The following is a 24,752-nucleotide window of genomic DNA, read 5'->3' on the forward strand; positions in this document are numbered from 1 at the left end:
CTGTCACACCGAGGAACCTACTTTTGTCTGCCCTTTCGCGGTTCCCATTTTCATTTTCCGGACGGTTTACCTCGCCATGGCCATTCGATTATCGTCCGGATTGCCCGAGATCGCCGACGCGGTCGACGATCTCCCTTGCGTCCGCATTGCCGGAAAACCGGCGGGCCGCCGCCGACAGCGAGTGCAGCCGGTGCCGCGTCCGCGGTGACCGCAGGACGACCGCCAGCTCGATCGCCTCCTCGCCGACGGCGGTGGCGACGTCGAGGTCGCCGTCCAGCGCGTGCACGGTGGCGAGCCAGATCAAGGTCAGCGAACGGCTGCGCGTCATGCCCCGGCCGTACCCGGCGATCGCGTCGGTGAGCGCGGGGATGCCGTCGCGGCCGTGCCGGATGTCGACCACCTGCGCCAGTTCGCCGTGCACCGTGCCGACCATCGCCGCCATGTCGGCGGCCCCGAAGAACGCGTCCCACGGCGACGGCTCGCGGCCCTCGGCCTCCGCGAACTCCTCGCGGGCGCGGCGCAGGTAGGTGAGCGCCTCGGCGACGTCGGCCTTCTTGGCGTGCGCCCACGCCTGGTTGGCCGACAGGATCGCCAGCGCGAGCTTGGAGTGCGCCAGCAACGCGGCCTCCCGGCCCCGCGCGAACTCCGCCAGCGCCGCGTCGACCGCGCCGTAGTGCAGGTGCAGCCGCCCGACGCGGTACCGGATGTTGGCCTGGAGATCGTCGTTCCCGGCTTGCACGGCCAGGTCCAGCGCCCGCGCGAACGCGGCCAGCGCGGCGGCGGGGCGGTCCTGGTCGAAGTTCGTCCAGCCGGCCAGGTTGTACAGGTCGGCGACGGCGGTGCAGAGCCTCGCCAGGACGACGGTCTTGGTCACGCCGTCCAGCAGCGCGACGGCCGCGGGCAGCCGCGACTCGACGGCCGCCTGGCAGGCACCGCCGCCGTAGCGGTAGTCCAAGCCCCTGAGCTCGGCGACGACGTCCTCGAGCCGTCGCGCGTCGGCGAGACCCACGCGTGCGCCACGCCGGTCGTCCCGCCCTCCACTGCCGTCCATGGCAGCCCTCCGTCCGTAGAGAGCTGCCGGGCAGCTCCCGTTCATTCCCCGCCAGGCCAGGCCGGAGCCCGCTCCTTCGAGGGACTGGCGCCGGGCAGCACCCCGGCGGCGGTCAGCACCACGCCCGTGGCGGTTTCCGCGATCTTGACGGCGGCCAGCAGGCCCGTGAGGGCGAGCGAGCCGCCGAGCCCCAGCTTCGCGAACTCGTCTTCGGAGGGTCCGGTTCCGCGTTGACGCGGCAGCGCGCCGGTCACGATCCGGCCTTCCGGCCCGGTCCGGACACCGTCGGGCGACAGCCGCGGAGAATCAACCGCTGCCGCGCGACAGAAATCCACCGCATGGTCGAAGTCCTGGTTTCCTGTTGTCCACGCCACGAGTTCTCGAACTGAATACGCGCGCACACGGCGCCGCCTCCCGCACTGCAGATCGATTCCTGATGATCGCCCGGATCGTCAAATTCCGGACCACCGTAGCCAGCCGATCGCCCCGAAATCAGCCACCAACCAGGTCATATCCTGAAATGCGCGTGCAGCCGCACGCGCGGCGCCGGTTCGGCGCCTGCACGCGCAGAATGCAATTTCATCGTAAAGAACCTGATTACCCGCACACGAAAACATCGGCGGAAATCGTTTTATCCCGCCGATGTTCCGAGAATTCCGGAAGTCGATCAGGATTTCACGAGTTCGACCCACGTGCGCACCGATTCGGCGTCCACGGGAGCCTGCCAGCCGCCGGGCCGGACCGCACTCCCGACATGGAACCCGCGTACCCCGCCCGCGCGCAAGAGGTGCACCTGCTGCGCGCGCAGGCCGCCGCCGACGAGCAGGTCCGGTCCGCTGTCGCGCTGCGCGAGCCGCTGCAGCACGGAAAGCCCACTGCCTACCCCGTTCGGGTGCCCGGCCGCGAGCACCGTGTCACAGCCCAGCTCGGCCAGCTGGTCGTACGCGCGCAACGGGTCCCGCGTGCGGTCGATGGCGCGGTGGAACGTCCACGGCAGACCGTCGACCTCCTTGATGAGCGCCTCACAGGCGTCCAGGTCGATCTCGCTGTCGATGTTGAGGAACCCGAAGACGAACTCGCGCGCGCCAGCGTCGATCAGCCGGGCGGTGTCGGCACGCAGCCCTTCGAGGTCGCCGACGGCGAAAGAACCGTTGTCCCGCAACATGACCCGCACCGGGAGGTCGGTCGCCGAAAGCACGTCGCGCAGGGTCTCGATCGTCGGCGTCAGGCCGTCCTGCGCCATGTCCGTCACCAGTTCGAGGCGGTCGGCCCCGCCCGCCTGCGCGCCTTCGGCGTCCGCCGCGTCCAGCGCGATCACTTCCAGCAGGGGCGTCTTCGAGCTCATGCCTCATCCGTTTCACTGGTTCCGGGTGTCGTCTCCCCTCGCATGACGCCCTCGCCGGAAGCCGCCTTGAAGGCTCGTCATCCGCTCGCGCACCGCTTCCGGGGAAAGAGAGAGTATCGGCCGCTGCTCCGGCACCGCTCCGGGGCTCGCCGCCGAATCGGCGGCCTGCAGGAACGGCCAGGTGTCCTCGGCGCCGTCCTCCTGCTCCAGCTCGGCCGGCGTCGGCCACTCGTAGTCGGGCTCGATCGCGGCCGGCGGCGGCGCGACGGGCGTGAGCCGCGGCTCGGTGTCCTCGTCGTCCGGGCTCGGCCCGGAGCTTTCCCGTGAAAGCGGCGGCGGAGGTGGTGGAGGCGGCGGCGGGGGTGCGGCCGCCAGCGCGTGGCGCGGCTCAGGCTGGACGGCTCGCGGTTGCTCGGCCACCGGACGCGGTTCCACCGCCGGCCGGGACGTCTCGGGCGCCCCGGGCGCCGCGGACGCGTCGAACCAGCGCGACAGCACGTCGCGGTAGGCCGGCATCCGCTCGGTCGGGGCGTCGAGGTCCAGGTGCGAGTCGTCATCCGCCGTCGGCCACTGCGGGCTCTGGTCGCGCGCCACCACCGGCGCCCGGCGCGGCGGCCCGGCCTCGATCGACGGCGGCGTCAGCTCCTCCGGCTCCGGCTCGGGCTCGGGTTCCGGCGGCGTGAGCGGGGCCAGCGGCGCCAGCAGCTCCGGTTCGGGGGCGGCGGCCGGCTCGGCAGGCGGCGGCGGCCCGGGCATCGGCGGCAGCTCGACGATCAGGCCGGTCGGCACCAGCACGGTCGCGATCAGCCCGCCGTCCGGGCCCGCGCTCAGGCTGACGTCGATGCGGTGGCGCGTGGCGAGCGTCGCGACCACGAACAGGCCCATCCGGCGGGACACCTCGACGTCGACGTCCGGGGGGTGCGCGAGCCGCGCGTTGGTGCGGTCGATCTCGGCCTGGGGCATGCCGGCGCCGTGGTCGATGATCTCGATCTGCCAGTCGCCGTCGTGGGTTTCGGCGCTCGCGACGGTGACCGTCGTGTTGCCGGAGTAGCTCGTCGCGTTCTCCAGCAGCTCCGAAACGACGTGCACGAGGTCGTTGACGGCCTCCCCGCGCACGGCCACCTGCGGCGCCGGGCCAAGCTCGATGCGCTGGTAGTGCTCGACCTCCGAGAGCGCGGCGCCGATGATCTCGTCGGCCGAGACGGCGCCGGCGTCCTCGCGCGCCGAGTCCTGGCCGGAGAGCACCAGCAGGTTCTCGCTGTTGCGCCGCATCCGCGTCGCGAGGTGGTCGAGCTCGAAGAGCCCGGCGAGGGTGTCCGGGTCCTGCTCGTCGGCTTCCATCCGGTCGAGCACCGAAAGCTGCCGCTCGACGAGGTCCTGGCTGCGCTGCGAGAGGTTGACGAACATCGCGTTGACGTTCTCGCGCAACATCGCCTGCTCGCCGGCCAGCCGGACGGCTTCGCCGTGCACCGCGTCGAACGCGCGCGCCACCTGGCCGAGCTCCTCGCGCGTGAACACCGGGACCGGCGCGACGGCGAGCCGTTTCCGCAGGTTCTCCTCGGCCGGCTGGCCGAGCCGCACGGCTACGACGATCTCAACCCGTTCCCGATCTTCCTCTAGCACTGCCCGTCGGCGAGGACCCAGTACCCCGGGGACGTCTCGCGCAGGGCGTGCGTGGTGAACGTGTTCCACAGGCCCATGGCCTGGTCGGAGCCGTTCGCGTACGTCTGGCCGCCGCTCTGGTGCGCCCGGCCGGCCTGCGTGTGGGCGTAGTTGCTGGCGTTCACGCAGGTGCCCGACGGCTGGGTGGACGTCGGCGTGGTCGTGGTCGTCGTCGGTGGTGTGGTCGTGGTGCCGCCGGAAGCCAGGCCCCAGAACACGCCCGTGTAGTAGCTGGAGCAGATGCCCGCCAGGAAGTACGCGCCGGTGCTGCCGCACTGCGTCGTGCCGGTGCCCGGGTCGACCGCGGTGCCGTGGCCCATGCCGGCGATCGAGTACAGCTGGACCTTGTCGGCGTAGTTCGTCAACGTCGTGCCGCCGGGCAGGGACTGCGTGCTCGTCGGCGTCTGGGAGACGCCGTGGACCGCGGTCCACTGGTCGCGCAGCTCGGTGCCGTTGACCGGGTAGACCGTGTAGTCGCCGGTGCCCTGCCAGATCGCGACGCGCGGCCACGGCCCGCTGTAGCCCGGGTTCTGCGCTGTCACCTTCGACGCCCACTGCGCCGGGGTCAGGTTCTGGTTGTTCTGCTGGCAGTTCGTCGCCTGCGTGACGCTCGTGGCGCACTGCGCGGGCAGCCCGGCGTCGATGCCACCGCCGGCGAAGACGTCCGGGTACGCGGCCAGCAGGTCCGCCGTCATGCCGCCACCGGCCGACAGGCCCGTCACGAACACGCGGGAGCGGTCCGAGCCGTGGTCGCCGATCGCCTTGTCCACCATGGACTTGACGGACGCGGCCTCGCCGTTGCCCCGGGTGTCGTCGGCCGTGGAGAACCAGTTGAAGCACTTGAGCGAGTTGTTCGCGGTCGACTGCTGCGGGAACACGACCTCGAAGCGCCACCGGTCGGCCAGTTCGGGCCAGCCGGAGTGGGCGTAGTAGTCGGCGGCGCTCTGCGTGCAGCCGTGCAGGGCGACGACCACCGGGCGGCCGGCTTCGAGCCCGGACGGCGTGTAGGTGTACATCGCGAGGGCACCCGGGTTGGCGCCGAAGTTCGCGACCTGGACCAGGGACGACGGTGGCGGGTCGGCGGAGGCCACGCCGACGGTGGTGAGCACGGCGGCGGTGATCGCGGCGAGTCCGGCGAGGGCGAGCTTGCGCATGGGCGAGTCCTTCTCGTCGTTGAGAGGGTTTACAGCGACGCTAAATCGGCCCGCTGGTTCGGACCATGTGGCCGTCCACCACATCCCCGCGGCGATTCATGGTGACCGGCGGGATGGCTCTCCCCGGGCGCACGCGCTTGGGTTCTGGTGCATCGAGACCGGAGGTGGACCGTGCGCAGATGGCTGGTTGTGGTTCTGGCGGGGGCGTTCGCGGCGGCGCTGCCCGCGTCAGCGTCGGCGTCGGCTGGGAGCTGCCGGGTGGACGTGCCCGGGGCCCAGCGGCAGGTCGCCGTGTGCCTGGACGACCTGACGACGACCGGCACGCTCGCGTCCGGGCACACCGTCGAGGCGGACTGGGCCGGGCTGACGTCGGCCGGGCTGCCGACGTACGGCCGGGTGCCGGGCGTCCAGGTCGACGGGTACTTCCCGGACACCTCGACGGCGAACACCAACCACGGCTGGAACCACGACTCGCAGTTCGTGCTGCGCCTGCCCGCGCGGTGGAACGGCGGGCTGGTCGTCTCCGGTTCGCCGGGTGTGCGGCGGCAGTACGCGAACGACCGCGCGATCGGCGACCAGGCCCTGGCCGAGGGCTACGCGTTCGCCGCGACCGACAAGGGCAACACCGGCGCCGCGTTCTACGACGACGGCGTCCGGCCGGGCGACGCGCTGGCCGAGTGGAACACGCGCGTCACGCAGCTGACGCTGGCCGCTCGTTCGGCGGCGGCCCGGCACTACCACCGTCCGGTCACGCGGACGCTGGCCGCCGGGCTGTCCAACGGCGGGTACCTCGTGCGATGGCAGCTGGAGAACCGGCCGTGGCTCTACGACGGGGGTGTCGACTGGGAGGGGACGCTGTGGCGTGCCGACGGACCGAACTTGCTGACGTTCCTGCCACCGGCCCTGCGCGCGTACCCGGCTTACGCGGCGGGGTCGTCCTCGGCACACCAGTCCATTTTGGACGCCGGGTTCGCGCCGGGGTCGGAGTTCTTGTGGGACTACCACTACCGCGTCTACTGGGACCTGACCCAGCGGATCTACCGGGAAGAGGTGGATCCCTCGTTCGACGGTGCCCTTTCGGCCGGAACTCCTTTCTGCGCTTCGGGAACGCCGTCGTGTGACGCGGACTACGCGTACGCGTCCCGGCCCGCTTCGGTGACGCGGGCGGTGGAGCGGATCTCGCTGACCGGGCGGATCGGCAAGCCGCTGCTCACGCTGCACGGGACGCTGGACACGCTGCTGCCGATCACGCGGGACTCCGACGTGTACGAGAAGATGATCGATTCCGCGGGACGCGGGTCGCTGCACCGGTACTACCGGGTGGTCGGCGGCAACCACGTCGACGGGCTGGTCGACGCGTACCCGGACCGGTTGCGGCCGCTGGGCCCATGCTTCCGGACGGCGTTCGACGCGCTGGGCGGATGGCTGCGCGGGGTCCGTCCGCCGGCTTCGGGGACGATCGCGCGTCCGCCCGGCGCGACCCCGGCCGACCTGGCCCGCACCTGCACGCTGGGCTGAGTCAGTCACCCTTGATCAGGTGGGCGGCCAGCACCGGCCGCTCCCGTTGCGGCTGGTGTCCACGACGAACGGCGCCGCGTAGCCCAGCGCCGCGTCGACCGCCTTGCCGTAGGTCGTCGAGTCGGCGGTCGTGAGAAAATTCGACACGTTCAGCACGAACCCGTGGATCGACTGCACGCCCGCCGACTTCAGGCGCGAAGCCATCGTCGGTGCCGGGATCCACGTCGCGTTGCCGCCGTCCAGGTAGGCCCAGGTGGTGGGTGCCTTGGCCGCGAACTGCGCCGCCGCGTAGTTCAGCAGGTCGAGGCGGGTCTGGCGGGCGTCACCGGGGAGGCAGTCGAGCTGGGCGAGCGCGTCCGGCTCGATGATCACCACCGCCGGCTTGCCGCCGATGCCGTCGGCGAACGCCGAGATCCAGTCGCGGTAGGCCTCGGGGCTGCCCGCGCCGCCGGTCGACTCGCCGCCGCAGTCGCGGCCCGGGATGTTGTAGGTCACGAGCACCGGCAGCTTGTCGGCGACGTCGGCGGCGTAGGTGTACTCGTCGACCGCCGCGCGGACGTCCCCGCTCCAGCTGCCGAACCAGCGGGCGCCCGGCTTGGTCGCGATGGCCGTCCGGATCGGGCCGGCGAGGCTGTCGTCCGGGTGGTCGCGGACCCACGCCGCCGGGTTGGAGCCCGGGTCGACGTAGAAGCCGTTCGTCTTCTCGAGCGGGTTGCCGCCGGCGGCGAGCGCCGGGGACGCGAGCCCGGCGAGCGCCAGCGTCGCGGCCACGAGGATGGTCGGAATACGCATTTCGCGAGTTTGCCGTGGCGGCGTACAGGGAACGTACGAAAAGAAAAGTGAACCGGACGGCGCCGGCGCCCGTACTACTGGGTGAGGGGCCCCGTCGCTGCTACCCTGAAACCGGTTCCCACCTGCGGTTTCACCGTCCGGACGGACCACCCCGTTCGGCCGCTTGCGGGAGCGTCGCCCGTCGTTCATGATGGGGTTCCGGGGTCCGCGAAACATTCGTTCACGTCGAATATCCAGGTGTCGGCCATGCTTCGGAAGAACCGCAAGTCCGGAAGTGAACGCCATGCTGCTACCCGTCGCCGAGGCCTCCTGATGGCCGCGGCCCTGTCCGGTTTCGCCATCATCGCGGGCCTGCTGCTGCCCGCGCTCGCCGCGGCGGCCTGGGCCATCACGCTCGAACGCCGGCCCCGCCGGGCGACCGCGGGCTCGGAGCCGGACCCCGAGCCGGACTGGACCGTCGCCGGGATCCAGGCCCGCCTCCGCTTCGAGCAGGCCTCCCGGCGGTTCGCCGAGGCGGGCACGATCGCGCTGCCGACCCTCCCGATCCCGGAACAGACCGGGCGCGACACGTCCCCGGACCGGCTGCCGTGGCGCGTGCCGCGCACGATCCCGCCGGCCGGCCCGTCCTCGGGCCGCTTCCCGGCGTCCCGGCTGGCGTTCGCGGCCCCGGACGGCGAGCTGATGCGCCGCATCCTCGAGGGCCTGCGCAAGCTGGACTGACCCCGCTGTCGATCCGCGGCGTCGCCGTTCGTTCAGGAGGGGAACCACCCCTGGACGAAAGGACACCCGATGCGTTCGATCAGCGTCACCATGAGCGTCACCCTCGACGGCGTCGTGCAGGGCCTCGGCCGGCCCGACGAAGACACCCGCGGCGGCTTCGCCCACGGCGGCTGGGGCAACCGCTACCAGGACGAGGTCATGGCCCGCGAGATGGGCCAGGGCATGAGCCGCCCCGGTGACATGCTCTTCGGGCGGCGGACCTGGGAAGACTTCATCGGCGCCTGGGCCGGGCGCGACGACGGTAACCCCTTCACCACCCACATGAACGCCGTCACCAAGTACGTCGCCTCGACCACCCTCGAGGACGCCGATGCCTGGCAGAACTCCGTGCTGCTCGCCGGCGACGCCGAGAAAACCGTCGCCGAGCTGAAGGCCCGTCCCGGGAACGACCTGTCCGTCATCGGCAGCGCCTCGCTCGTGCACTCGCTGCACGCCGCCGGCCTGGTCGACCGCTACACGCTGCTGATCCACCCCCTGACGCTCGGCGGCGGCCGGCGCCTGTTCGAGGGGCCGGCGCCGCTGACCGAGTTCACGCTCACCGGCAGCGTCACCACCACGAAGGGCGTGATCATCGCCCGGTACGAGCGTCGCTGAGCGCCGCGGGGGACTCCGCCTCCGGAATCAGCAGCCGGGCCGCACCGGATCCGTCGGCCGGGACCGACCACACGTCCGCGTGGCCCGGCCCGCGGGGCACGCCGTAGCCGATGGTGCGGTCGTCGAGCCACGCCGGCTGGTCGTCGACGCTGCGGGTCTCGGCCAGCGGCGTCACCTTCGACGTCGCCAGGTCCACGACGGACAGCCGCCAGCCCTTCGCCGGGTCGTCGTCCACAGCGGACTTGAACGCCACGCGGGTTCCGTCCGGGGAAAGGGACGGGCATTCGACGTTTTCCCGCAGCGTGCGGATCGTGTGCGCGGCGAAGTCGCCCGCGACGAGGTAGCGGTGCCCGGCCGTCGACATCGTCGCGTAGAAGTGACGGTCGTCGCGGGTGAACGTGACGCCCCAGAAGTTGAGGTCCGCGGCCTGGTACGGCTTCCCGTCGAGCGTCACCGCGTAGTCCTCGAGGGTGCCGGCCAGGTCGCCGGTCGCCGTGTCGAGGATGCCGGCGCGGGTGGAGAACATGCCGCCGTTGTAGGAGTCGCCGGTGACGAACACCGTCCACGCGAGCATCCGGCCGCTCACCGACACCCGCGCCCGGTTCGGCAGCCCGACCAGCGGGATCTCCCGGCTCACCGCGAGGCCCGCGTCGAGCACCGCCAGCTGGTAGGTGGTCAGGTCGCCGTCCTGGCGCAGGCAGAGCCCGGTGCCGCCGGCGGCGTACACCCGTGCGCACGACAGCGGCGACACCGTCCGTGAGCCGCCGGGGTCGGTGACGGACACCGTCGCGACGTGGCCGCGGTCGGCGTCGGCGGTGCTGCGGAACAGCAGCCGCGGGCCGGGGGAGAGGCTCACCGCGCCGGTGGCGGCGGTGTTGGCGGCGTCGTGGCTGCGCGCGCTCGCGAACCCGACGTAGGCGACCGCCGCCCCGGCCAGCACGAGGACGCCGGCGACGGCGATCAGGATCCGGGTCTTCACGCGGCGACCTTCCCGGGGGAGAGCACCACGAACGTCACGGCGATCGCGACCAGCGCCCCGCCCGCGGCGACGCCGACCGCGAGCCCGGCGCCCCAGAACTGCCAGGCCAGTCCGAAGAGGACGGACGAGGCGAAGTACGCAAGCGCTTGCGCCGTCTGGACCAGGGAAATCCCCGTGGTGCGCAACGACTCCGGCAGCAGCGGACCGGCCAGCGCCATCAGGACGCCGTCGGTCGCCGCGTAGAACGCGCCGTACAGCGCGAGCGCCAGCACGAACAGCGGCCAGCCGGACACCGGGCCGGCCAGCAGCAGGTAGACCAGCGCGAGCGCGCCGTAACCGCCGAGCACGACCGGCAGCCGTCCGACGCGGTCGGCCAGTACGCCCAGCGGCGCGGCCAGCAGCAGGTAGCTCAGGTTGGTGCCGACCGCGAGTAGCGGGAACCAGCCGGTCGCGATGTCCTCCTTGTGCTGCAGCAGGAGGTAGACGAACCCGTCCCCGACCGTCGCGAGCCCGAGCACGCACGCCGCCACGAGCAGGCGCCGTACGCCGCTGCCGCGCAGCAGGGCCGCCGCGGCGCGGGGCGAGACCGTGTTCGCCGCGGCTTTCGGCGTCCGGTGGTCGCGGACGAACAGCACGAGCAGCAGCACGCCGATGGCGGCGACGCAGAAGCTGACGACGAACACCGCGTCGAACGCCTCGGGGTCCGTCGCGCCGACCGCGGCCAGCACGGCGAGCGCGACCAGCGGCCCGGCGAACGCGCCCATGCTGTCCATCGCCCGGTGCACGCCGAAGGCGCGGCCGAGCAGCGGTTCCGGCGCCGAGAGGGTGATCAGCGCGTCCCGCGGCGCCGTCCGCAGGCCCTTGCCGGTGCGGTCGACGGTGATCGCGGCGCCGATCGCGGCGGCCGACGCCCCGGCCGCGAGCAGGCCGAGCTTCGCCACCGCGGACAGCGCGTAGCCCGCCCCGGCGACGACCTTGCGGCGGCGGACCCGGTCGGCGACGTACCCGCCGACGATCCGCAGCAACGCCGTCGCGCCGGTGTAGAGGCCGTCGACCAGGCCGTACGCGGCCGGGCCGAGGTGCAGGCCGAGCACGAGGTAGACCGGCAGGACCGCGGTGACCATCTCCGACGAGACGTCGGTGACCAGGCTGACCGCGCCGAGCGCGAAGACGTTCGCGCCGACCGCCGAGAGCTTGCCCTTCGCGGCGTGCTCTCGGCGGCCGATGGTGGAGAGGTACACGCGGGTTACTGCCAGACGTCGAGGATCGGCGACTTGCTCGCGGCGCCGCCGATGCCCGGCAGGCCGTAGGACGCCTCGATCGTGCGCAGCACGGTGTAGTGGTTGATGGACTCGCTGTAGCTGCCGACCTTGACGTGCGCGCCGGTGAAGCTGGTGAAGATCTGGTTCACCGACGTGCCGCTGTCCTCGTCGAAGGTGGTGATCAGCAGGCTGTTGTGCGTCTTGGCCCACTGGGCGTAGGCGTCGAGGTGGTTCTTCAGCCAGGTGTCGCCGGTGCCGATCGAGCAGTCGTGCATGTCGTTGCACATGTCGGGCGTCACGAAGGCGACGGTCGGCAACCGGGTGAAGTCGGTGGGGAAGCTCGAGTAGCGGACGTTGCTCGCGGCCGGGACGTTGGAGAAGTCGACCCAGCTGTTGTGCTTGCGGCGGTAGGTGCCGCTGGAGCAGCCGGTGTAGCCGTCCGAGGGCATGGCCTCGGAGTACCCAGTGAAGGTCTTGCCCGCGCCGATCAGCTGCTGGCCGAGGTTGGCCTTGGCGCCGAGGTTGGCCGGGCAGGAGTCGTCGGTGACGCCCTGCGTGGCGCCCGAGAAGAGGGCGACGTAGTTGGGCTGGCTCGGGTGGGTGATCGCGAAGGCGTTGGTGAACTTCGCGCTCTGCGAGGCGAGGGTGTTGAAGTAGGGCGCGCTGGAGCTGCCGTTGATCGACGAGTACTTCTTGTTCTCGAACATCACGAGGACGATGTGGTCGAACGCCGGCACGGTCGAAGCGGTGGGCTTGACCGCGGTCGGCTCGTCCGTTCCGGTGACGACGGCTGCCGTGACGACACCGGCTGTGACCAGGGTGGCGGCGGCGAACGCGGCGAAGATCCGCTTGCGGATCATGGGTCCTCCAACGGTGGCGGGTGAGGGCGCCTCATGGTGCCCACTCCACGAGGCCGGAACGTGGGCGTGTCGTGGTCCGGTTCGTGAACACCAGGAAACCTCCGGCGGACAACGGAAAGAGTGGGTTAATGGCTTTCCGCTGTCAACCTCCTAAGGTAGGTGTCTACTGTGGACAGCCAGGGACTTGACAGGTCGCTCCCAGGTCGTTCAAAGGAACGGCGCCGAGACTCGGTCCCATGGAACCCACCACGACAGGCGGAGCGGCCCGCCGCGAGCACGGCAGGCGCAAGGCCGCGCTGGTCACGGCGACGGTGGCGGTGCTGGGCGCGGCCACCGCCGGCGCGATCGGCTTCGGCCTTTCGACGGCGTCCGCCACCACTTCGACCAGCACTTCCGACTCCACCGGTACCCAGGACCAGCTCCAGTCGTCGGACAGCGGCGTGAGCGCCGGCTCGGGCAGCGCGCACACGGGCTCGGGCGCGTCGTGACCACGGCGGCGAGGACGTTCCCCGCGCTGGGCACGACGGCGTCGGTGGTCGTCACCGACCCGGGGCAGGTGGCGGAGGCGGCTTCGCTCCTGCGGGCGGAAGTCGACGCGATCGACCTGGCGTGCAGCCGGTTCCGCGCGGACTCGGAGATTTCCCGGCTGCACGAGCAGTCAGGGCGTCAGGTCCGGGTCGGGGTGCTGCTGGCGGAGGCGCTGGGAGCGGCGTTGCGCGCGGCTCGGCTGAGCGGGGGATTGGTGGACCCGACGGTCGGGGCCGCGGTGCGGGCACTCGGGTACGACCGGGACTTCGCGGAAGTCGTGAGTGGGAAACAGTGTTCTGACCCGGTTTCCCACTCACGACCTGCCGCTGCAGACCGCTCGACCGCCGGCCTGGTTCCCGCGCCCGGGTGGCATCGGGTGCTCTTCGATCCCGCTCTCCGCCTGGTCGTCCTCCCGCGCGGCGTCCACCTCGACCTCGGCGCCACCGCCAAAGCGCTCGCCGCCGATCGGGCCGCGCGCCGGATTCACCTCGCTCTCGGGTGCGGTGTTCTCGTCAACCTCGGTGGTGACCTCCGCGTCGCCGGGCCGGAACCCGCCGGGGGCTGGCAGGTCGCGCTCGGCGACGACCACGCCGACGCCGTCACCCACTCGGCCGCGAGTGTCGCCCTCAACGCCGGCGGTCTCGCCACCTCCGGGACCACCCGCCGGCGCTGGCGCCACCGCGGGCGCGCCGTGCACCACATCGTCGACCCGCGCACCGGTGATGTCGCGGAACCGCTGTGGCGCACCGTCACCGTCGTCGCGAAGTCCACTGTGGACGCAAACACGGCGAGCACCGCCGCCATCGTCCTCGGCGCGGAAGCACCGGCCTGGCTGGAAGAACGACGGCTGCCCGCGCGACTCACGTCCGACGACGGCGACGTCGTCACCACGCCGGGCTGGCCCGCGGAAGGGAAAGCCGCATGAGCTCCGCCGTCTGGTACTTCAGCCGCGCGACCGGCCTCGTGTCGCTCGTGCTCTTCACCGGCGTTGTCGTCCTCGGCGCGCTCGGCGCCGGCCGGTTCGCGACCCCGGCGTGGCCGCGGTTCACCGTCGCCGCCCTGCACCGGAACCTCGCGCTGACCAGCCTCGCCTTCCTCGTCGCGCACATCGCGTCGGCGATCCTCGACGGCTACGTCTCGCTGAGCTGGCTCGACGTCGTCGTGCCGTTCGGCTCGGCCTACCAGCCGCTCTGGGTCGGCTTCGGCGCCGTCGCGATCGATCTGCTGGTCGCGATCGTCGTCACCAGCCTGCTGCGCACGCGCATCCCGCCGCGGGCCTGGCGTGCCGTCCACTGGCTGGCCTACCTCTGCTGGCCGGTCGCGCTGGTGCACGGCTTCGGCATGGCCGAGGACGACGCCGCGTACGGCTGGATCGTCGCCTGCGACGTGCTCTGCGTGCTGGCCGTCCTCGGCGCCGTCGCCTTCCGCGCGACCCGCCACGACGCCGACACCGCGACCCGCAAGCTTTCGCCGCTCGGAGGTACCCGATGACCATCCTGCCGCCCCACCGCCTCGACCTGGCCGGCCACCGGCGCCGCACCGGCGTCGTGCCGTGGGTCGCCTACCACGGTGACGACGGCCGCGACCGGCTGATCGAAGCGGTCGCCGCCGCGGACCTGCGCGGCCGCGGCGGCGCGGGCTTCCCGACCGCGGTCAAGCTGCGCTCGGCCCGGAAACCGCGCTCGATCGTCGTCGCGAACGGCTGCGAAGGCGACCCGCTCAGCCACAAGGACGCCGCGCTGCTGGCGTTGTCCCCGCACCTGGTGCTGGACGGCCTGCAGCTCGCCGCGCACGCCGTCGGCGCGGGCGAAGCCATCCTCTGCGTGCACGCCGGGAGCCCGGTGCTGCCGAGCGTCTTCGCGGCGCTCGCCGAACGCGACGATCTTGTGCCGGTGCGCGTCGAGGAGATCCCGCGCCGGTACGTCGCCAGCGAGGAGACCGCGCTCGTGCACCACCTGACGTCCGGGGACGCGCGGCCGCTCGGCAAGTCGCCGCGGCCCGGCGAACGCGGGGTGCGCGGCCGTCCGACGCTCGTGGACAACGTCGAAACGCTGGCCCAGCTGGCTTTGGTGATCCTGCTGGGCCCGCAGCACTACCGCGCGGCGCGGGCCGACCTGGTCACGGTGACCGGCGCGGTCCGGCGGCCGGGCGTCGTGGAGACGGCGCCGGGCGCGTCGCTCGCGGCGGTGCTCGCCACGGCGGGCGGCGAGGCCGAGCCGGTCCAAGCGGTATTGGCCGGCGGCTACGGCGGGAGCTGGACGTCGGACCTGACGGCCGGCGTGTCCGGGATTCCGGCGGTGTACGCGCTTCCGGCCCGGGCGTGCGGGCTCGAGTACACCGCGAAGGTGCTGGCGTTCCTGGCGGCGGAGTCGGCCCGGCAGTGCGGGCCGTGCATGTTCGGCCTCCCGGCGATCGCGGCGGACTTCGCGGAGCTGGTGCGCGGCGGCCCGTCGACGGCCCGGCTGGCGCGCCGTCTCCCGTTGCTCACCGGCCGCGGTGCCTGCGCGCACCCGGACGGCGCGGCCCGGCTCGCGACGAGCGCGTTGCGGGTGTTCGGCGCCGATGTGGCGGCGCACGCGGCCGGTGGCCGGTGCCGGGTCCCGGAGCGTGTGGCGTGAAGGTGACGGTGGACCCGATCGGGTGCCGCGCGCACGGGCTGTGCGCGGACCTGCTGCCGGAGGTCGTGCGCTTGGACGAGTGGGGCTACCCGATCGTGGCGTCCGGCCCGGTGCCGCCGGGGTTGGTGGCGGAGGCCCGGCGCGCGGCGGCCGCGTGCCCGGCGCTGGCGTTGCGGCTCCGGAAGGACTGAGCGGCGAGGGAAATCCGGTCGTCGCGTCGCGGGCGGGTCGTTAACCTCGCTGCTATGAAGCTCCACGACCGGATCCGCGGTGCCCGGCTGATCGGCGTGCTGACCGGCGCCGGGATCTCCACGGCGTCCGGTATTCCCGACTACCGCGGGCCCGACGGCGTCTGGACGCGCTCACCGAGTGCGGTGAACGCTTTCACGCTCGAGAACTTCATGGCCGATGCCGCTGTGCGCCGGGAGTTCTGGCGCGGCTACGCCGGGCACGCCGCGTGGCGAGCCGAGCCGAACGCGGCTCATCGCGCCCTCGCGGACCTGGACGGTTCGGGGGCCGCGGTCCGCGTGCTCACCCAGAACGTCGACGGCCTGCACCAGAAAGCCGGCCTCGCCGCGCGGAAAGTCCTCGAGCTGCACGGAACCATGCACATGACGCGGTGCACGTCCTGCCCGCTGCGGGTGCCGACCACCGAGGTGCTGGAGCGCGGCGAGGAAGAACCGCGGTGCCCGGAGTGCGGGGGCGTTCTCCAGCTCGACATCGTCCTTTTCGGACAGAGGCTGGACAGCGAGGTTCTCGGGCGGGCACGCCACGTCGCGGCGGCCGCCGAGGTCTTCCTGGCCATCGGCAGCTCGCTGCAGGTAGAGCCGGCCGCGTCGCTGTGCGCGATCGCGGTGCAAGCCCGGGCGACGCTGGTGATCGTCAACCACCAGCCGACACCGTACGACGAGGACGCTGATTTCGTGCTGCGCGGTGACATCGAGACGGTGGTCCCGGAACTCTGCGCGGCGATCAGCGCCTAGTGCGGTGGTCGTGCGAGGTCCCGCCCGCCTGCTGCCCGGGGTGATCAGCCGGCCTGGATCGCGTCGACCAGCAGGCGCACGACCTCGTCGCCGCCGATCGTCCACTTCTCCTTGGCCAGGTGGCCGCTGAGCTCCAGCCCGGCGATGCCGTGCGCGCTCGACATCAGCAGCGCGCCGTAGCGGCGGGCGTCGGCCTCGCCGACCACGTCGGCCACGAGGGTGAGGAACTCGTTCTCCACCCGGGTGGCGGCCGCGGCGGCCACCGGGTCGCCGCCCACCGGGGTGCTGAACATCAGCGCGTACAGGTGCGGCTGACGGCGGCCGACCCCGATCAGGGCCAGCAGGCCGCGCTCGAGCCGGGCGGCCGGCGTCGCGTCGAGGTCGGCCCGGAGCTGCTGCACCTCGTCCGCCACCGAGTTCCATGCGTCGATGGCGAGCGCGGTCAGCAGGTGCTGCTTGTCCTCGAAGTGCCCGTACGGCGCGCCGCGTGAGACGCCCGCGCGAGCTCCGACCGCGCGGAGCGTCACCGCTTCGGGGCCGCCCTCGTCGAGCAGTTCGGACGCGGCTCGCACGAGGGCGCTCCGGGTCGCGGCGGCGGTTTCGGCTCGCGTCACCATGGCGCCCAGCATAGTTGACAGTGTCACATGAACGACGCATAGTGGTTCATATGACACTGTCACATCGAAACGAGACCATGGTCGTCACCGGCGCCTCGACCGGCATGGGCGCCGCGACCGCCCGTCAGCTGGCCGCCCGCGGCTACCACGTGCTCGCCGGCGTCCGCCGCGAAACCGACGGCGACACGATCCGGGCCGCCGGCGTCGAGCCGGTGATCCTCGACATCACGCGACCCGAGCACGTCGAGGCCCTCGTCGAGCGCGTCACCGCCGACGCGGACCGCCGCCCGCTGCGCGCCCTCGTCAACAACGCGGGCATCTCGGTCAACGCGCCGGTCGAGACGCTTCCCCTGGACGAATGGCGGCGGCTGTTCGACGTCAACCTGTTCGGGCACATCGCCGTCACCCAGGCGCTGCTGCCCTTCCTGCACCGCAGCCGCGGCCGGATCGTGAACATCAGCTCGGTCGGCGGGAAGGTCGCGATGGCCACGTACGGGCCGTACGCGGGGACGAAGTTCGCGCTCGAAGCGGTCAGCGATTCGCTCCGCCGCGAACTCGCCCCGCACGGCGTGCAGGTCGTGGTCGTCGAGCCCGGCGCGGTGCGGACCGAGATGGGCGACCGCGGCGCCGCCACCGCCACCGGTCTAGCCGAGAAGATGAGTCCCGAACACCGGCAGCGGTACGGCGGGCTCGTCCACGCCGTCGTCGCGCATTCGCTGCGCTTCACCCGGGCGGGCCTGCCGGCGGAGAAGGCCGGAGCCGTCATCGTCGAGGCCGCCACCGCGAGGCGCCCGCGCACCCGCTACACGATCGGCCGGGACGCCGCCTTCCTGACCCGCCTCACGCGCGTCCTGCCCGACCGGATCCTCGACCGGGTGACGGCGGCGACGCTCCGGCCGTACCTGCCGTAGCCCGGCTTTCGCCGAACGGGCCGCCGGCACCCCGGGAAACCGACCCGCTCACGCCGGCGCGAGCGGGACCGTCGCCAGCAGGTTCTGCGCCGCGACGCTCGCGCCGTCCGCGCGCACCTGCCCCGCGAACGCCCGCGCCCGCGTCGCCACCTCGGGCCGCAGCGCGACGTCGAGTGCCGACGTCAGAGCTTCAGCCGTCGGCACGCCCGGCTCGGTCGCCGCGCCGAGCCCCAGGTCGCGGACCCGGCCGGCGAAGTAGTGCTGGTCGTACATCTGCGGCACGACCACCTGCGGCGCGCCCGCGCGGGCCGCCGTCGTCGTCGTGCCCGCGCCGCCGTGGTGGACGACGGCCGCCACGCGCCGGAACAGGGCCTGCTGGTTGATCTCGCCGATGCCGAGGCAGTCCGGCGCGTCGCCGGCGACGAGGCCCGCCCACCCGCGGGCGACGACCGCCCGCCGGCCGTGTGCCCGCGCCGCGGCGAGCGCGGCCACGGCGACCTCGCCCGGCGCGCGCATGCTGCCGAACCCGAAGTACACCGGCGGCTCGCCGGCGTCGAGGAACTCGAGCAGCTCGTCCGGCAGCGGCCGCTCGTCCGGCCAGATCCAGGCGCCCGTCTGGACGACCCGCGGATCGCCCGGCTCGGGCCACGGCGCGAGCGCGGCGTCGGCGGCGAGCCACGGCCGGTCACCGAAGACGTGGCTCGGCAGGTCATCGACCGGGGCCTGCCCGGCCGCCACCCGGTATTCGTTGACCTTGCCGCCGAAAAAGGCGTTCCAGCGCCGCGCGTCTTCGTCCCAAAGGGCGCGGTTTCCCGCCTTTCCGGGCGTCCGCCACGGCATCGGCGGCGGCGCGTGCGAATCGGACGGCAAGGTGATGGGGCAGAAGCTCGCGTAGACGTAGGCGGCGCCGGTCCGTTCGGCGATCGAGCGGGTGGCGAACTGCAGGGCACCGCAGGCGACGAGGACATCGCACCCCTCGGCGGCGACGGCGACCGTCTCGAACTGGGTGGTGACGGTGTCCTCGGTGGACTTCCGGATCTGGTCCGGCGTCGGCTTTCCGTGGTGGTCCGCCGCGGTCCCCCGCAGTTCGGGACCGATCGGCACGACGTCGAAACCCAGGTCCTCGAGCCACTCCCGGAAATCGGGCGGCACGCACAGGCGGACGTCCTGCCCGAGCGCTCTCAGCTCCGAGGCCAGCGCCAGCACCGGCTGCACTTCGCCCCGCGAGCCGATCGTGGACAGCAGCACACGCATGAAGGAATCCCCTCGGCAGGAAATGGTGAGCCCGAATTGTGGACCCGCACCCGGGTCTTGCCACAAGCCCCGGGGTCCGCTATATCTTGGAATGGGGAGAGGCAAACCTTCAGCGTTTCGCCACGTCTTCGGCCCGGGTGAACGGATCCCGTGGGGCCGTCGTACGCGTTGATCCACACGGCTCCGTCTCGACGTCGAGCCGTGACGCTCTCAGCCTGCGGCCGCCCGTGGACGTGACGTAACCTTTTACGAAGAACCCGGACCGGTGGGAAAAACCCGGTCGGCAGGAGGTCGGGATGACACTTCGCAGCGTTCTCCTGGAAGACGAGGTCATCCTGACCGTCGACGGTCTCTTCGACGGCGGCCTGGCCCCCGCGTACCACCAAGCGGTCGAAGACGCCTACGCCGCCGGAGCCCGCCGCCTGGTGGTGGACCTGACGATGGCCACGGCGGTCGACGGCGGCGGAGCGGCGGTCCTGGCCGCGACGGCGGCCGGTTGCGCGGCGCGCGGCACCCACCTGATCATCGCGATGCCGGGCGGCGTCGAGGCGGAGATCCGGGACCCGGCGCAGGTCAGGCTGCTGTTGCGCAGCTTCGAACCCTGGCAGGACGCCGGCTGAGGCCCTCAGCGCACCCGGACTGTCAGCCGGAACCGGCTCAGCTCGCTCCCCGGCTCCCACGGGCGGGCGTGGCGTGCCACCAGCGTCGTCTCGCCCGGGGCGTCCGCGTGCAGGACGAAGCGGTGCTCACCGGTGCCGCCGGCCCGGTCCGTCGCCGGGTGGAGAGTCTCCTCGACCACCCGCAGCGGCGGTTCCGGACCGTCCAGCACCCACTGGTAGCCGGTGCCCGCGTTCTCGGGCAACCGCAGCTCCAGCCGCTCGCCGGGCGCGACGTCGGCCGCCGCGCCGTCGGCTTCGAGCGTGAGCACCTTCACCAGAGGTAGATCTCGTGGATCAGCCCGTCGGCGGCCTCGGGATACGTGATCGAACCGGCCAGCCGTCCCGACGAGGCGAGGGTCAGCAGGGCCTCGTGCACGCTGTCGCTGTTCGTCGCGAGGCGTTTCCAGCCGACGCCGTCGACGTAGGCGTACCCGTTGCGGTCGGCGTTGTTCGTCCAGAGCGCGAGCACCTTCTTGGTCGACTGCCAGGCCGCGGCGGTCGTGGCCTGGGCGGCGGCCTGCGGCGCGCCCGGCGGGCTGAGCACCGGGGCGACGCTCGGCTCGGTGGTCACGGTCGTCGTCGCGGCGTTCAGCTGGTCGAGGCTGAGGGGCTGGGGAGCGTTGTCCGGGCTGGCGGTGGGCGCCACCGCCGCGGGCGCGCTGGACGGGCTCTTCGATGCGGCCATCTCGCGGCTCCTAGAAGACGTAGGTCTCGATGATCGTGCTGTTGTTGTTGAACGCGTTGACCGGACGGCCACCCTGCTTCGCGGTGACGAGCTCGGTGAGCATCGCCTTGTTGATCACTTCGTCGTCCGAAGCGAGGTGGAGCCAGCCCAGGTCCTTGAGGTAGGCCCACGTGTTGCGGTCCTGGTCGTTGCTCCACAGGCCCAGCACCGACGTCGTGCCGGTCCACGAGCGCAGGTTCACCGCGCCGACCTGCTCGACCTGCCAGGTCTCGATGCCGCACTCGCCGTAGCCGATCCGGAAGAAACCGCCGTCGCCCCAGCTGGTGTTCCAGCTGTTCTTCGCGATCCAGCAGCCCTGGGCGTCGTCGTAGCCGACCAGCGTGACGCAGTGGCCGCCGGCCAGCTCGCCGGTGACGTGGCGGTACACGCCCGTCTGGTAGGAGAAGAAGTCCTGGTAGACGAGGAAGCACGCGATCAGCGCGCCGCAGGCGGCCAGCTTCTCCTTCATCGCCGCCGGGTCGCCGGTCAGCGCGGCGTAGGACGGCGTGGTCGCGAGCCGGTTCGGCCAGTCGGCGTTCAGCTTCGCGCCGGAGCGGTTGCGGGCGCTGTACGGGAAGTAGTCCTCGTAGGTGATGCCGACGTCGTGGCAGGCCTTCAGCGCCCGGTCGGGCATCCAGCCGGTGTCGCAAGTCGCGTTGTCGTTCGCGCCGTGGGTGTAGAACAAGTGCGCCTCGGACAGGTCGAGCTTCAGACCCGGCTGCCCGCGGGTGAACGCGGCGACCGTCTCCATCGTGGCCACCGTGCCGAACGAGACGCACGAGCCGCAGTCGCCCTGGTCCTTGATCGGTGTGACGTAATTGGCGCCGCCCGCGTTGCGGCTGTCGAACTGAGCGGGGGCGCCGGCCCCGGAAACGGCGGTCGCCCGGGCGGCTTCGCCCGCGGCGAGGGACTTCGCCCGCGACTCCAGGTCCCGCCGGTCGCTCTCCGGCGGCAGGGGCACACCCAGGCGGTGCCGGCGCTGGTCCTCTTCGAGGATGGTCATGGAGTTCTCGCCCATGACCCAGGGATGGCCCTGTGCGGCCAGTTCGGTGCGGACCCGGTCGAGCTCGACCGGCGACGCGGGGGTACCGGGATCGGCCATGGTGACTCCCTGATTCGGACGCCTCATGCGGCGCTTCGGTGACCGTGCCCGACCGTTGTACTCTCGCGCCGGTCGAGGTCACCAGAGTCGTCATCCCTTTGCCGAGGAGCAGTTTTGTGGCGCCGGGAAAAGATCTTTTCCGGTCAGGAGATCTCGATGCTCTCGCCGATTTCGGCAGGCGTTTCCCGGGTCAGTTCTTCGGCGAAGATGGTGTCGATCTTCCGGGCCGCGGTCCGCAGTTTCACGGCACCGGCGACGAGCAGCAGGAGCGCGGCGACGGGGACGACGAGCAGCACCGGCGGCCAGCCGGCCCCGACGACGGCACCGGTGGAGATCGCCGCGCACAAGAGGAAGAGCGTCCTGACGGCCATGCGCGGCCACGCGGAGCGGGGCTTGGCGTGCCGCCCGCGCGGTGTTCCGAAAACCGGCCGCACGAGGGCAGCGTGGACACTCATCAAGACCTCCGGAAAGTCGTCGAGCCGGCCGGAAGGGGATTCCCGGCGGTGATGTCCGTGGCCGGAACGCGGCCGGTGCGGACACGTGGTGTGTGTCGGGCCGCAACGGGTTCCGGTTACCGGTCGTTATTGCTTCGAGTCCGAATTCGGGGAAACAATTCGAGACGGCTTACGTTCTATTGCGAATGGGTGTCCGACGCTAGGGCCGTTGGGCCCGGATCGGCCCGGCCGGTGGTCCTAGTCGTGGCCGAGGCCCTTGCCTTTCCCCTTGCCGGTGCCGTGCGAGCCGGGGTTCGGCGGCTTGCCGGGTTTCGTGGTCTTCGAGGGGCTTTCGTGGGTGACGGCGGCGGGCTCGAGCGCGGCGGTCTCGGTGGCGCCGGGCCGCGGATCCGGAGTCCCGGACCCGGCGAGCGGCGCCTGGGTGGGAGCGACGGAACTGGGCGCGGGCGGCTGGGCCGGCGTCGTGGGCGTGGTCCCGGGCTCCTGAGCGGAGAGCAGCATGGCGGAGACGGCGGCAACGGCCGCGGCGGTAAGCCCGGCAGCCGCGGTGAACCGGCGGCGCTGGGCCGGGAGGCTCGCCGAAGAGAGCCCGACGGCGGCGAGGATCCTTCGGGGTCCGGTGGGGGCGGTTCGGTGGGGGATGCCGGTGTCGGCCACGGTGGGGTCGAAGGGGCCGAGACGGCCGGAGCGGTCCGACCTGGGGTCGCGGTGGCCGGGGTTGCCCGCGGCGAGGTCGCTCGCGGTGGGTTCGAGCAGGCCGTGGCCGCCGCTGCCTGGGCCGAGGTCGTTTGCCGCAGCGCCGAGCGAACCGGACTCGCCGATCTGCCCGCCGTCATCCGCCGCGCCACGGCCTCCCACCGCACCCGACCGGCCACGCCCCCTGCGATCCGCCGGGGCCGCTCGGTGCCATCTCCGCAGCACCCCCGCCGCGGCGAGGCGTCCCGTCGTCCAAGGCGGTGCCGGGGCGTGCAGCAGCTGCCGGACCTCCGCCGCCGTCGGGCGGTCGGCCGGTTCGCGGTGCGTCATCCGGCGGATCGTGTGGGCCAGCGAGGGGGGAAGCCCCTCCGGGATTCGCGGCGGCCTCGTCAGCCTCGCCATCGCCGCCTCGATCATCGTGCCCGGGTACTCGCGCCGGCCCGTCAGGCATTCCAGCAGGATCAGCCCCAGCGCGTACACGTCCGCCGGCGGGCCCGCCGGCTCACCGCCGACCTGCTCGGGGGCCAGGTACGCCGCCGTTCCCGGGACCACGCCCGTTCCCGTGATGTGCGTCGTGTCGAGGGCGTGCGCTATCCCGAAGTCACCGATCAGCGGGCCGTGCGCGGACAGGAACACGTTGGCGGGCTTCAGATCCCGGTGCACCACCCGCCGCGCGTGCACGTGGGCCAGCGCGTCGGTGAGCCCGTCCGCCAGTGCCGTCACCTCGGCCGCGGGCATCGGCCCGCCCAGGAGCCGCTCCGCCAGGTTCTCGCCCTCGACCAGCTGCATCACCAGGTACGTCCGGCCGTGCGTGGCCCCGCTGTCGAGCAGCGCCACCACGCCCGGGTGGGTGATGCTGCCCTGGATGCTCATCTCGCGCAGCCGGCGGCGCTGGTCCAGCGCGACCACTTCGCGGTCGTAGATCTTGACCGCGACTTCCCGCGCGAGCCGCACGTCGTAGGCGCGGTACACGCGCGCCGTGCCGCCGCTGCCGATCAGCCGGCCGACCTCGTAGCGTCCGGCCAGCAGCTCCGGCGGACGGTCGGGAAGGGAGCGTGGGTGGAGGGCGAACTCGCCGAGAGCGAAACGAGCACACGTGACGTCGTCCGCGTCGCTCATCGGCGCGTTCCCCGTTCCACCGGCGTCGTCGGCCACGGCCGCCATGTACCCCGAACGCGTGGCCGGCAAACGTCAGAAGATCACGCGAAAGCGTCCACACCGGTCAGCTCCGCCGACAGCGTCCACAGGCGACGGGCCTCGTCGCGGTCCACGGCGTACCGGCGGACGCCCGATTCGGTCATGCCCACGGCGTCCGCGGGCGACAGCTCGGCGACGTCGCAGTCCTCGAGGTACAGCCCGCCGAGCCCGGCCAGCTGCGGGGACGTCGCCGCCCAGACCGTGGTCGCCGCGCCCTGCTCCGGGGTCTTGAACTGCACGAGGTAGTTCCCGGCCTCGTCGATCCAGCCGCGCTCGATCTTCTCGGCCTCCGACAGGTGCCGCTGCAGCGGTGTCATGATGCCGCCGGGGTGCAGCGCGAACGCGTGGACGCCGCGGGAAGCGCCCAGCTCGTCGAGCCGGACGGCGAAGAGCACGTTGGCCGTCTTGGCCTGCCCGTAGGCCGCCCACTTGTCGTAGCCGCGGGTGAACTGGACGTCGTCCCAGCGGATGGGGGAGTAGTGGTGGCCGCGCGAGGACAGCGAGACGACGCGGGCACCCTCGGCGACGGCCGGCCACAGCCGGTTGACCAGCGCGAAGTGACCGAGGTGGTTGGTGGCGAACTGGGCTTCCCAGCCCGGGCCGACGCGCGTTTCGGGGCAGGCCATCACGCCCGCGTTGGCGATGAGGAGGTCGATCGACCGCCCGGTGGCCAGGAACCGGTCCGCGAAGTCGCGGACGCTGTCGAGATCGCCCAGGTCCAGGCGGTCGACCTCGACGCCGGCACGGTCGAGGACGGCCTCGGGGCGGCGGGCCGGGATGACGACGTGGGCGCCGGCGCCGACGAGCGCGCGGGTGGTTTCGAGGCCGATCCCGGAGTAGCCGCCGGTGACGACGGCGAGCTTCCCGGTGAGGTCGGCGCCCGCGATGGCCTCGGCGGCCGTGGTGGTGGCGCCGAAGCCCGATCCGATCTTGTGCTGTGCGGTGCTCATGCCCCGACCGTAAGAGCTGGAGCGCACTCCAGCGCAAGTCGCGCGGCCGGAGCCGAAACAG

Annotated in this window: 27 protein-coding genes and 1 pseudogene; 11 read left to right on the forward strand and 17 right to left on the reverse strand. The window is 72.4% G+C overall.

What is annotated here, in order from left to right:
* Positions 1-88: 88 nt before the first annotated feature.
* From ABZ342_RS02575 to ABZ342_RS02595, 5 genes and pseudogenes are all read right to left on the reverse strand, one after another.
* A complete protein-coding gene (locus tag ABZ342_RS02575; protein WP_360468269.1) occupies positions 89-1,051 on the reverse strand; it encodes a hypothetical protein in 963 nt (320 codons plus the stop codon).
* 41 nt (positions 1,052-1,092) lie between these two features.
* The gene (locus tag ABZ342_RS02580) at positions 1,093-1,425 is read right to left on the reverse strand and encodes a hypothetical protein (RefSeq protein WP_360468270.1); all 333 of its coding nucleotides are present in this window, start codon (positions 1,423-1,425) and stop codon (positions 1,093-1,095) included.
* Between the two features lie 293 nt (positions 1,426-1,718).
* On the reverse strand, positions 1,719-2,396 hold the full coding sequence (locus ABZ342_RS02585) for a copper homeostasis protein CutC (RefSeq protein WP_360468271.1): 678 nt from the start codon (positions 2,394-2,396) through the stop codon (positions 1,719-1,721).
* A 12-nt stretch (positions 2,397-2,408) separates the two neighbouring features.
* Positions 2,409-3,965: pseudogene (locus ABZ342_RS02590) on the reverse strand (ATP-binding protein); the annotation flags it as partial.
* Positions 3,966-4,012: 47 nt separating this feature from the next.
* Positions 4,013-5,212 (reverse strand): PHB depolymerase family esterase, encoded by a 1,200-nt coding sequence (locus tag ABZ342_RS02595; protein ID WP_360468272.1) that lies wholly within the window; start codon positions 5,210-5,212, stop codon positions 4,013-4,015.
* 189 nt (positions 5,213-5,401) lie between these two features.
* Between ABZ342_RS02595 and ABZ342_RS02600 the strand changes: the two genes are divergently transcribed.
* On the forward strand, positions 5,402-6,730 hold the full coding sequence (locus tag ABZ342_RS02600) for a tannase/feruloyl esterase family alpha/beta hydrolase (RefSeq protein WP_360468406.1): 1,329 nt from the start codon (positions 5,402-5,404) through the stop codon (positions 6,728-6,730).
* 15 nt (positions 6,731-6,745) lie between these two features.
* On the opposite strand, the gene ABZ342_RS02605 is transcribed toward ABZ342_RS02600, so the two are convergent.
* Positions 6,746-7,522, reverse strand: a complete 777-nt coding sequence (locus ABZ342_RS02605; RefSeq protein WP_360468273.1) for a glycoside hydrolase family 6 protein — start codon at positions 7,520-7,522, stop codon at positions 6,746-6,748.
* Between the two features lie 246 nt (positions 7,523-7,768).
* On the opposite strand from ABZ342_RS02605, the gene ABZ342_RS02610 reads away from it, so the two are divergent.
* Positions 7,769-8,242 (forward strand): hypothetical protein, encoded by a 474-nt coding sequence (locus ABZ342_RS02610; protein WP_360468274.1) that lies wholly within the window; start codon positions 7,769-7,771, stop codon positions 8,240-8,242.
* Positions 8,243-8,311: 69 nt separating this feature from the next.
* Positions 8,312-8,896: a dihydrofolate reductase family protein gene (locus tag ABZ342_RS02615; RefSeq protein ID WP_360468275.1), complete on the forward strand. Its 585-nt coding sequence runs from the start codon at positions 8,312-8,314 to the stop codon at positions 8,894-8,896.
* Here ABZ342_RS02615 and ABZ342_RS02620 read toward each other — a convergent pair.
* From ABZ342_RS02620 to ABZ342_RS02630, 3 genes are read right to left on the reverse strand one after another with little or no spacing between them, the layout of a single operon-like run.
* Complete coding sequence (locus ABZ342_RS02620; protein WP_360468276.1) at positions 8,871-9,875, reverse strand: hypothetical protein; 1,005 nt, start codon at positions 9,873-9,875, stop codon at positions 8,871-8,873. The genes ABZ342_RS02615 and ABZ342_RS02620 overlap by 26 nt on opposite strands.
* Positions 9,872-11,116 carry an MFS transporter gene (locus ABZ342_RS02625; protein ID WP_360468277.1) on the reverse strand — a complete coding sequence of 415 codons (1,245 nt, stop codon included), beginning with the start codon at positions 11,114-11,116 and terminating at the stop codon, positions 9,872-9,874. Before ABZ342_RS02625 ends, ABZ342_RS02620 begins: the two co-directional genes overlap by 4 nt.
* A gap of 5 nt (positions 11,117-11,121) precedes the next feature.
* Positions 11,122-11,997 carry an alkaline phosphatase family protein gene (locus ABZ342_RS02630; protein ID WP_360468278.1) on the reverse strand — a complete coding sequence of 292 codons (876 nt, stop codon included), beginning with the start codon at positions 11,995-11,997 and terminating at the stop codon, positions 11,122-11,124.
* 236 nt (positions 11,998-12,233) lie between these two features.
* Here ABZ342_RS02630 and ABZ342_RS02635 point away from each other — a divergent pair, with 236 nt between their 5' ends.
* From ABZ342_RS02635 to ABZ342_RS02660, 6 genes are read left to right on the forward strand one after another with little or no spacing between them, the layout of a single operon-like run.
* A complete protein-coding gene (locus ABZ342_RS02635; protein WP_155546307.1) occupies positions 12,234-12,485 on the forward strand; it encodes a hypothetical protein in 252 nt (83 codons plus the stop codon).
* Positions 12,482-13,450 (forward strand): FAD:protein FMN transferase, encoded by a 969-nt coding sequence (locus ABZ342_RS02640; RefSeq protein ID WP_360468279.1) that lies wholly within the window; start codon positions 12,482-12,484, stop codon positions 13,448-13,450. Before ABZ342_RS02635 ends, ABZ342_RS02640 begins: the two co-directional genes overlap by 4 nt.
* On the forward strand, positions 13,447-14,016 hold the full coding sequence (locus ABZ342_RS02645) for a ferric reductase-like transmembrane domain-containing protein (RefSeq protein ID WP_360468280.1): 570 nt from the start codon (positions 13,447-13,449) through the stop codon (positions 14,014-14,016). The genes ABZ342_RS02640 and ABZ342_RS02645 overlap by 4 nt, the downstream gene beginning before the upstream one ends.
* Positions 14,013-15,143, forward strand: coding sequence for an NADH-ubiquinone oxidoreductase-F iron-sulfur binding region domain-containing protein (locus ABZ342_RS02650; RefSeq protein WP_360468281.1), 1,131 nt, complete (start codon positions 14,013-14,015; stop codon positions 15,141-15,143). Before ABZ342_RS02645 ends, ABZ342_RS02650 begins: the two co-directional genes overlap by 4 nt.
* Complete coding sequence (locus ABZ342_RS02655; RefSeq protein ID WP_230862774.1) at positions 15,140-15,334, forward strand: ferredoxin; 195 nt, start codon at positions 15,140-15,142, stop codon at positions 15,332-15,334. Before ABZ342_RS02650 ends, ABZ342_RS02655 begins: the two co-directional genes overlap by 4 nt.
* A gap of 54 nt (positions 15,335-15,388) precedes the next feature.
* A complete protein-coding gene (locus ABZ342_RS02660) occupies positions 15,389-16,126 on the forward strand; it encodes a Sir2 family NAD-dependent protein deacetylase (RefSeq protein ID WP_360468282.1) in 738 nt (245 codons plus the stop codon).
* 44 nt (positions 16,127-16,170) lie between these two features.
* Here the strand turns inward: ABZ342_RS02660 and ABZ342_RS02665 are convergent, their stop codons facing one another.
* The gene (locus tag ABZ342_RS02665) at positions 16,171-16,743 is read right to left on the reverse strand and encodes a TetR/AcrR family transcriptional regulator (protein ID WP_360468283.1); all 573 of its coding nucleotides are present in this window, start codon (positions 16,741-16,743) and stop codon (positions 16,171-16,173) included.
* Between the two features lie 50 nt (positions 16,744-16,793).
* Here ABZ342_RS02665 and ABZ342_RS02670 point away from each other — a divergent pair, with 50 nt between their 5' ends.
* Positions 16,794-17,654 carry an SDR family oxidoreductase gene (locus ABZ342_RS02670; RefSeq protein ID WP_360468284.1) on the forward strand — a complete coding sequence of 287 codons (861 nt, stop codon included), beginning with the start codon at positions 16,794-16,796 and terminating at the stop codon, positions 17,652-17,654.
* 48 nt (positions 17,655-17,702) lie between these two features.
* Here the strand turns inward: ABZ342_RS02670 and ABZ342_RS02675 are convergent, their stop codons facing one another.
* Positions 17,703-18,908: a glycosyltransferase gene (locus ABZ342_RS02675; RefSeq protein WP_360468285.1), complete on the reverse strand. Its 1,206-nt coding sequence runs from the start codon at positions 18,906-18,908 to the stop codon at positions 17,703-17,705.
* 296 nt (positions 18,909-19,204) lie between these two features.
* Between ABZ342_RS02675 and ABZ342_RS02680 the strand changes: the two genes are divergently transcribed.
* Positions 19,205-19,528, forward strand: a complete 324-nt coding sequence (locus ABZ342_RS02680) for an STAS domain-containing protein (protein ID WP_360468286.1) — start codon at positions 19,205-19,207, stop codon at positions 19,526-19,528.
* Between the two features lie 5 nt (positions 19,529-19,533).
* Here the strand turns inward: ABZ342_RS02680 and ABZ342_RS02685 are convergent, their stop codons facing one another.
* From ABZ342_RS02685 to ABZ342_RS02710, 6 genes are all read right to left on the reverse strand, one after another.
* Positions 19,534-19,842, reverse strand: a complete 309-nt coding sequence (locus tag ABZ342_RS02685; protein ID WP_196425602.1) for a protease inhibitor I42 family protein — start codon at positions 19,840-19,842, stop codon at positions 19,534-19,536.
* Entirely contained in the window at positions 19,839-20,252 is a 414-nt protein-coding gene (locus ABZ342_RS02690; protein ID WP_360468287.1) for a hypothetical protein, read from the reverse strand. Before ABZ342_RS02690 ends, ABZ342_RS02685 begins: the two co-directional genes overlap by 4 nt.
* 10 nt (positions 20,253-20,262) lie before the next feature.
* Positions 20,263-21,393: a C1 family peptidase gene (locus ABZ342_RS02695; protein ID WP_360468288.1), complete on the reverse strand. Its 1,131-nt coding sequence runs from the start codon at positions 21,391-21,393 to the stop codon at positions 20,263-20,265.
* Positions 21,394-21,536: 143 nt separating this feature from the next.
* Positions 21,537-21,764, reverse strand: coding sequence for a hypothetical protein (locus tag ABZ342_RS02700; protein WP_360468289.1), 228 nt, complete (start codon positions 21,762-21,764; stop codon positions 21,537-21,539).
* A 321-nt stretch (positions 21,765-22,085) separates the two neighbouring features.
* Positions 22,086-23,663 (reverse strand): serine/threonine-protein kinase, encoded by a 1,578-nt coding sequence (locus ABZ342_RS02705; protein ID WP_360468290.1) that lies wholly within the window; start codon positions 23,661-23,663, stop codon positions 22,086-22,088.
* Positions 23,664-23,743: 80 nt separating this feature from the next.
* Entirely contained in the window at positions 23,744-24,691 is a 948-nt protein-coding gene (locus ABZ342_RS02710) for an SDR family NAD(P)-dependent oxidoreductase (RefSeq protein ID WP_360468291.1), read from the reverse strand.
* Positions 24,692-24,752 lie beyond the last annotated feature (61 nt).

Source organism: Amycolatopsis sp. NPDC005961 (assembly GCF_040629235.1).
GTDB classification, from domain to species: domain Bacteria; phylum Actinomycetota; class Actinomycetes; order Mycobacteriales; family Pseudonocardiaceae; genus Amycolatopsis; species Amycolatopsis camponoti.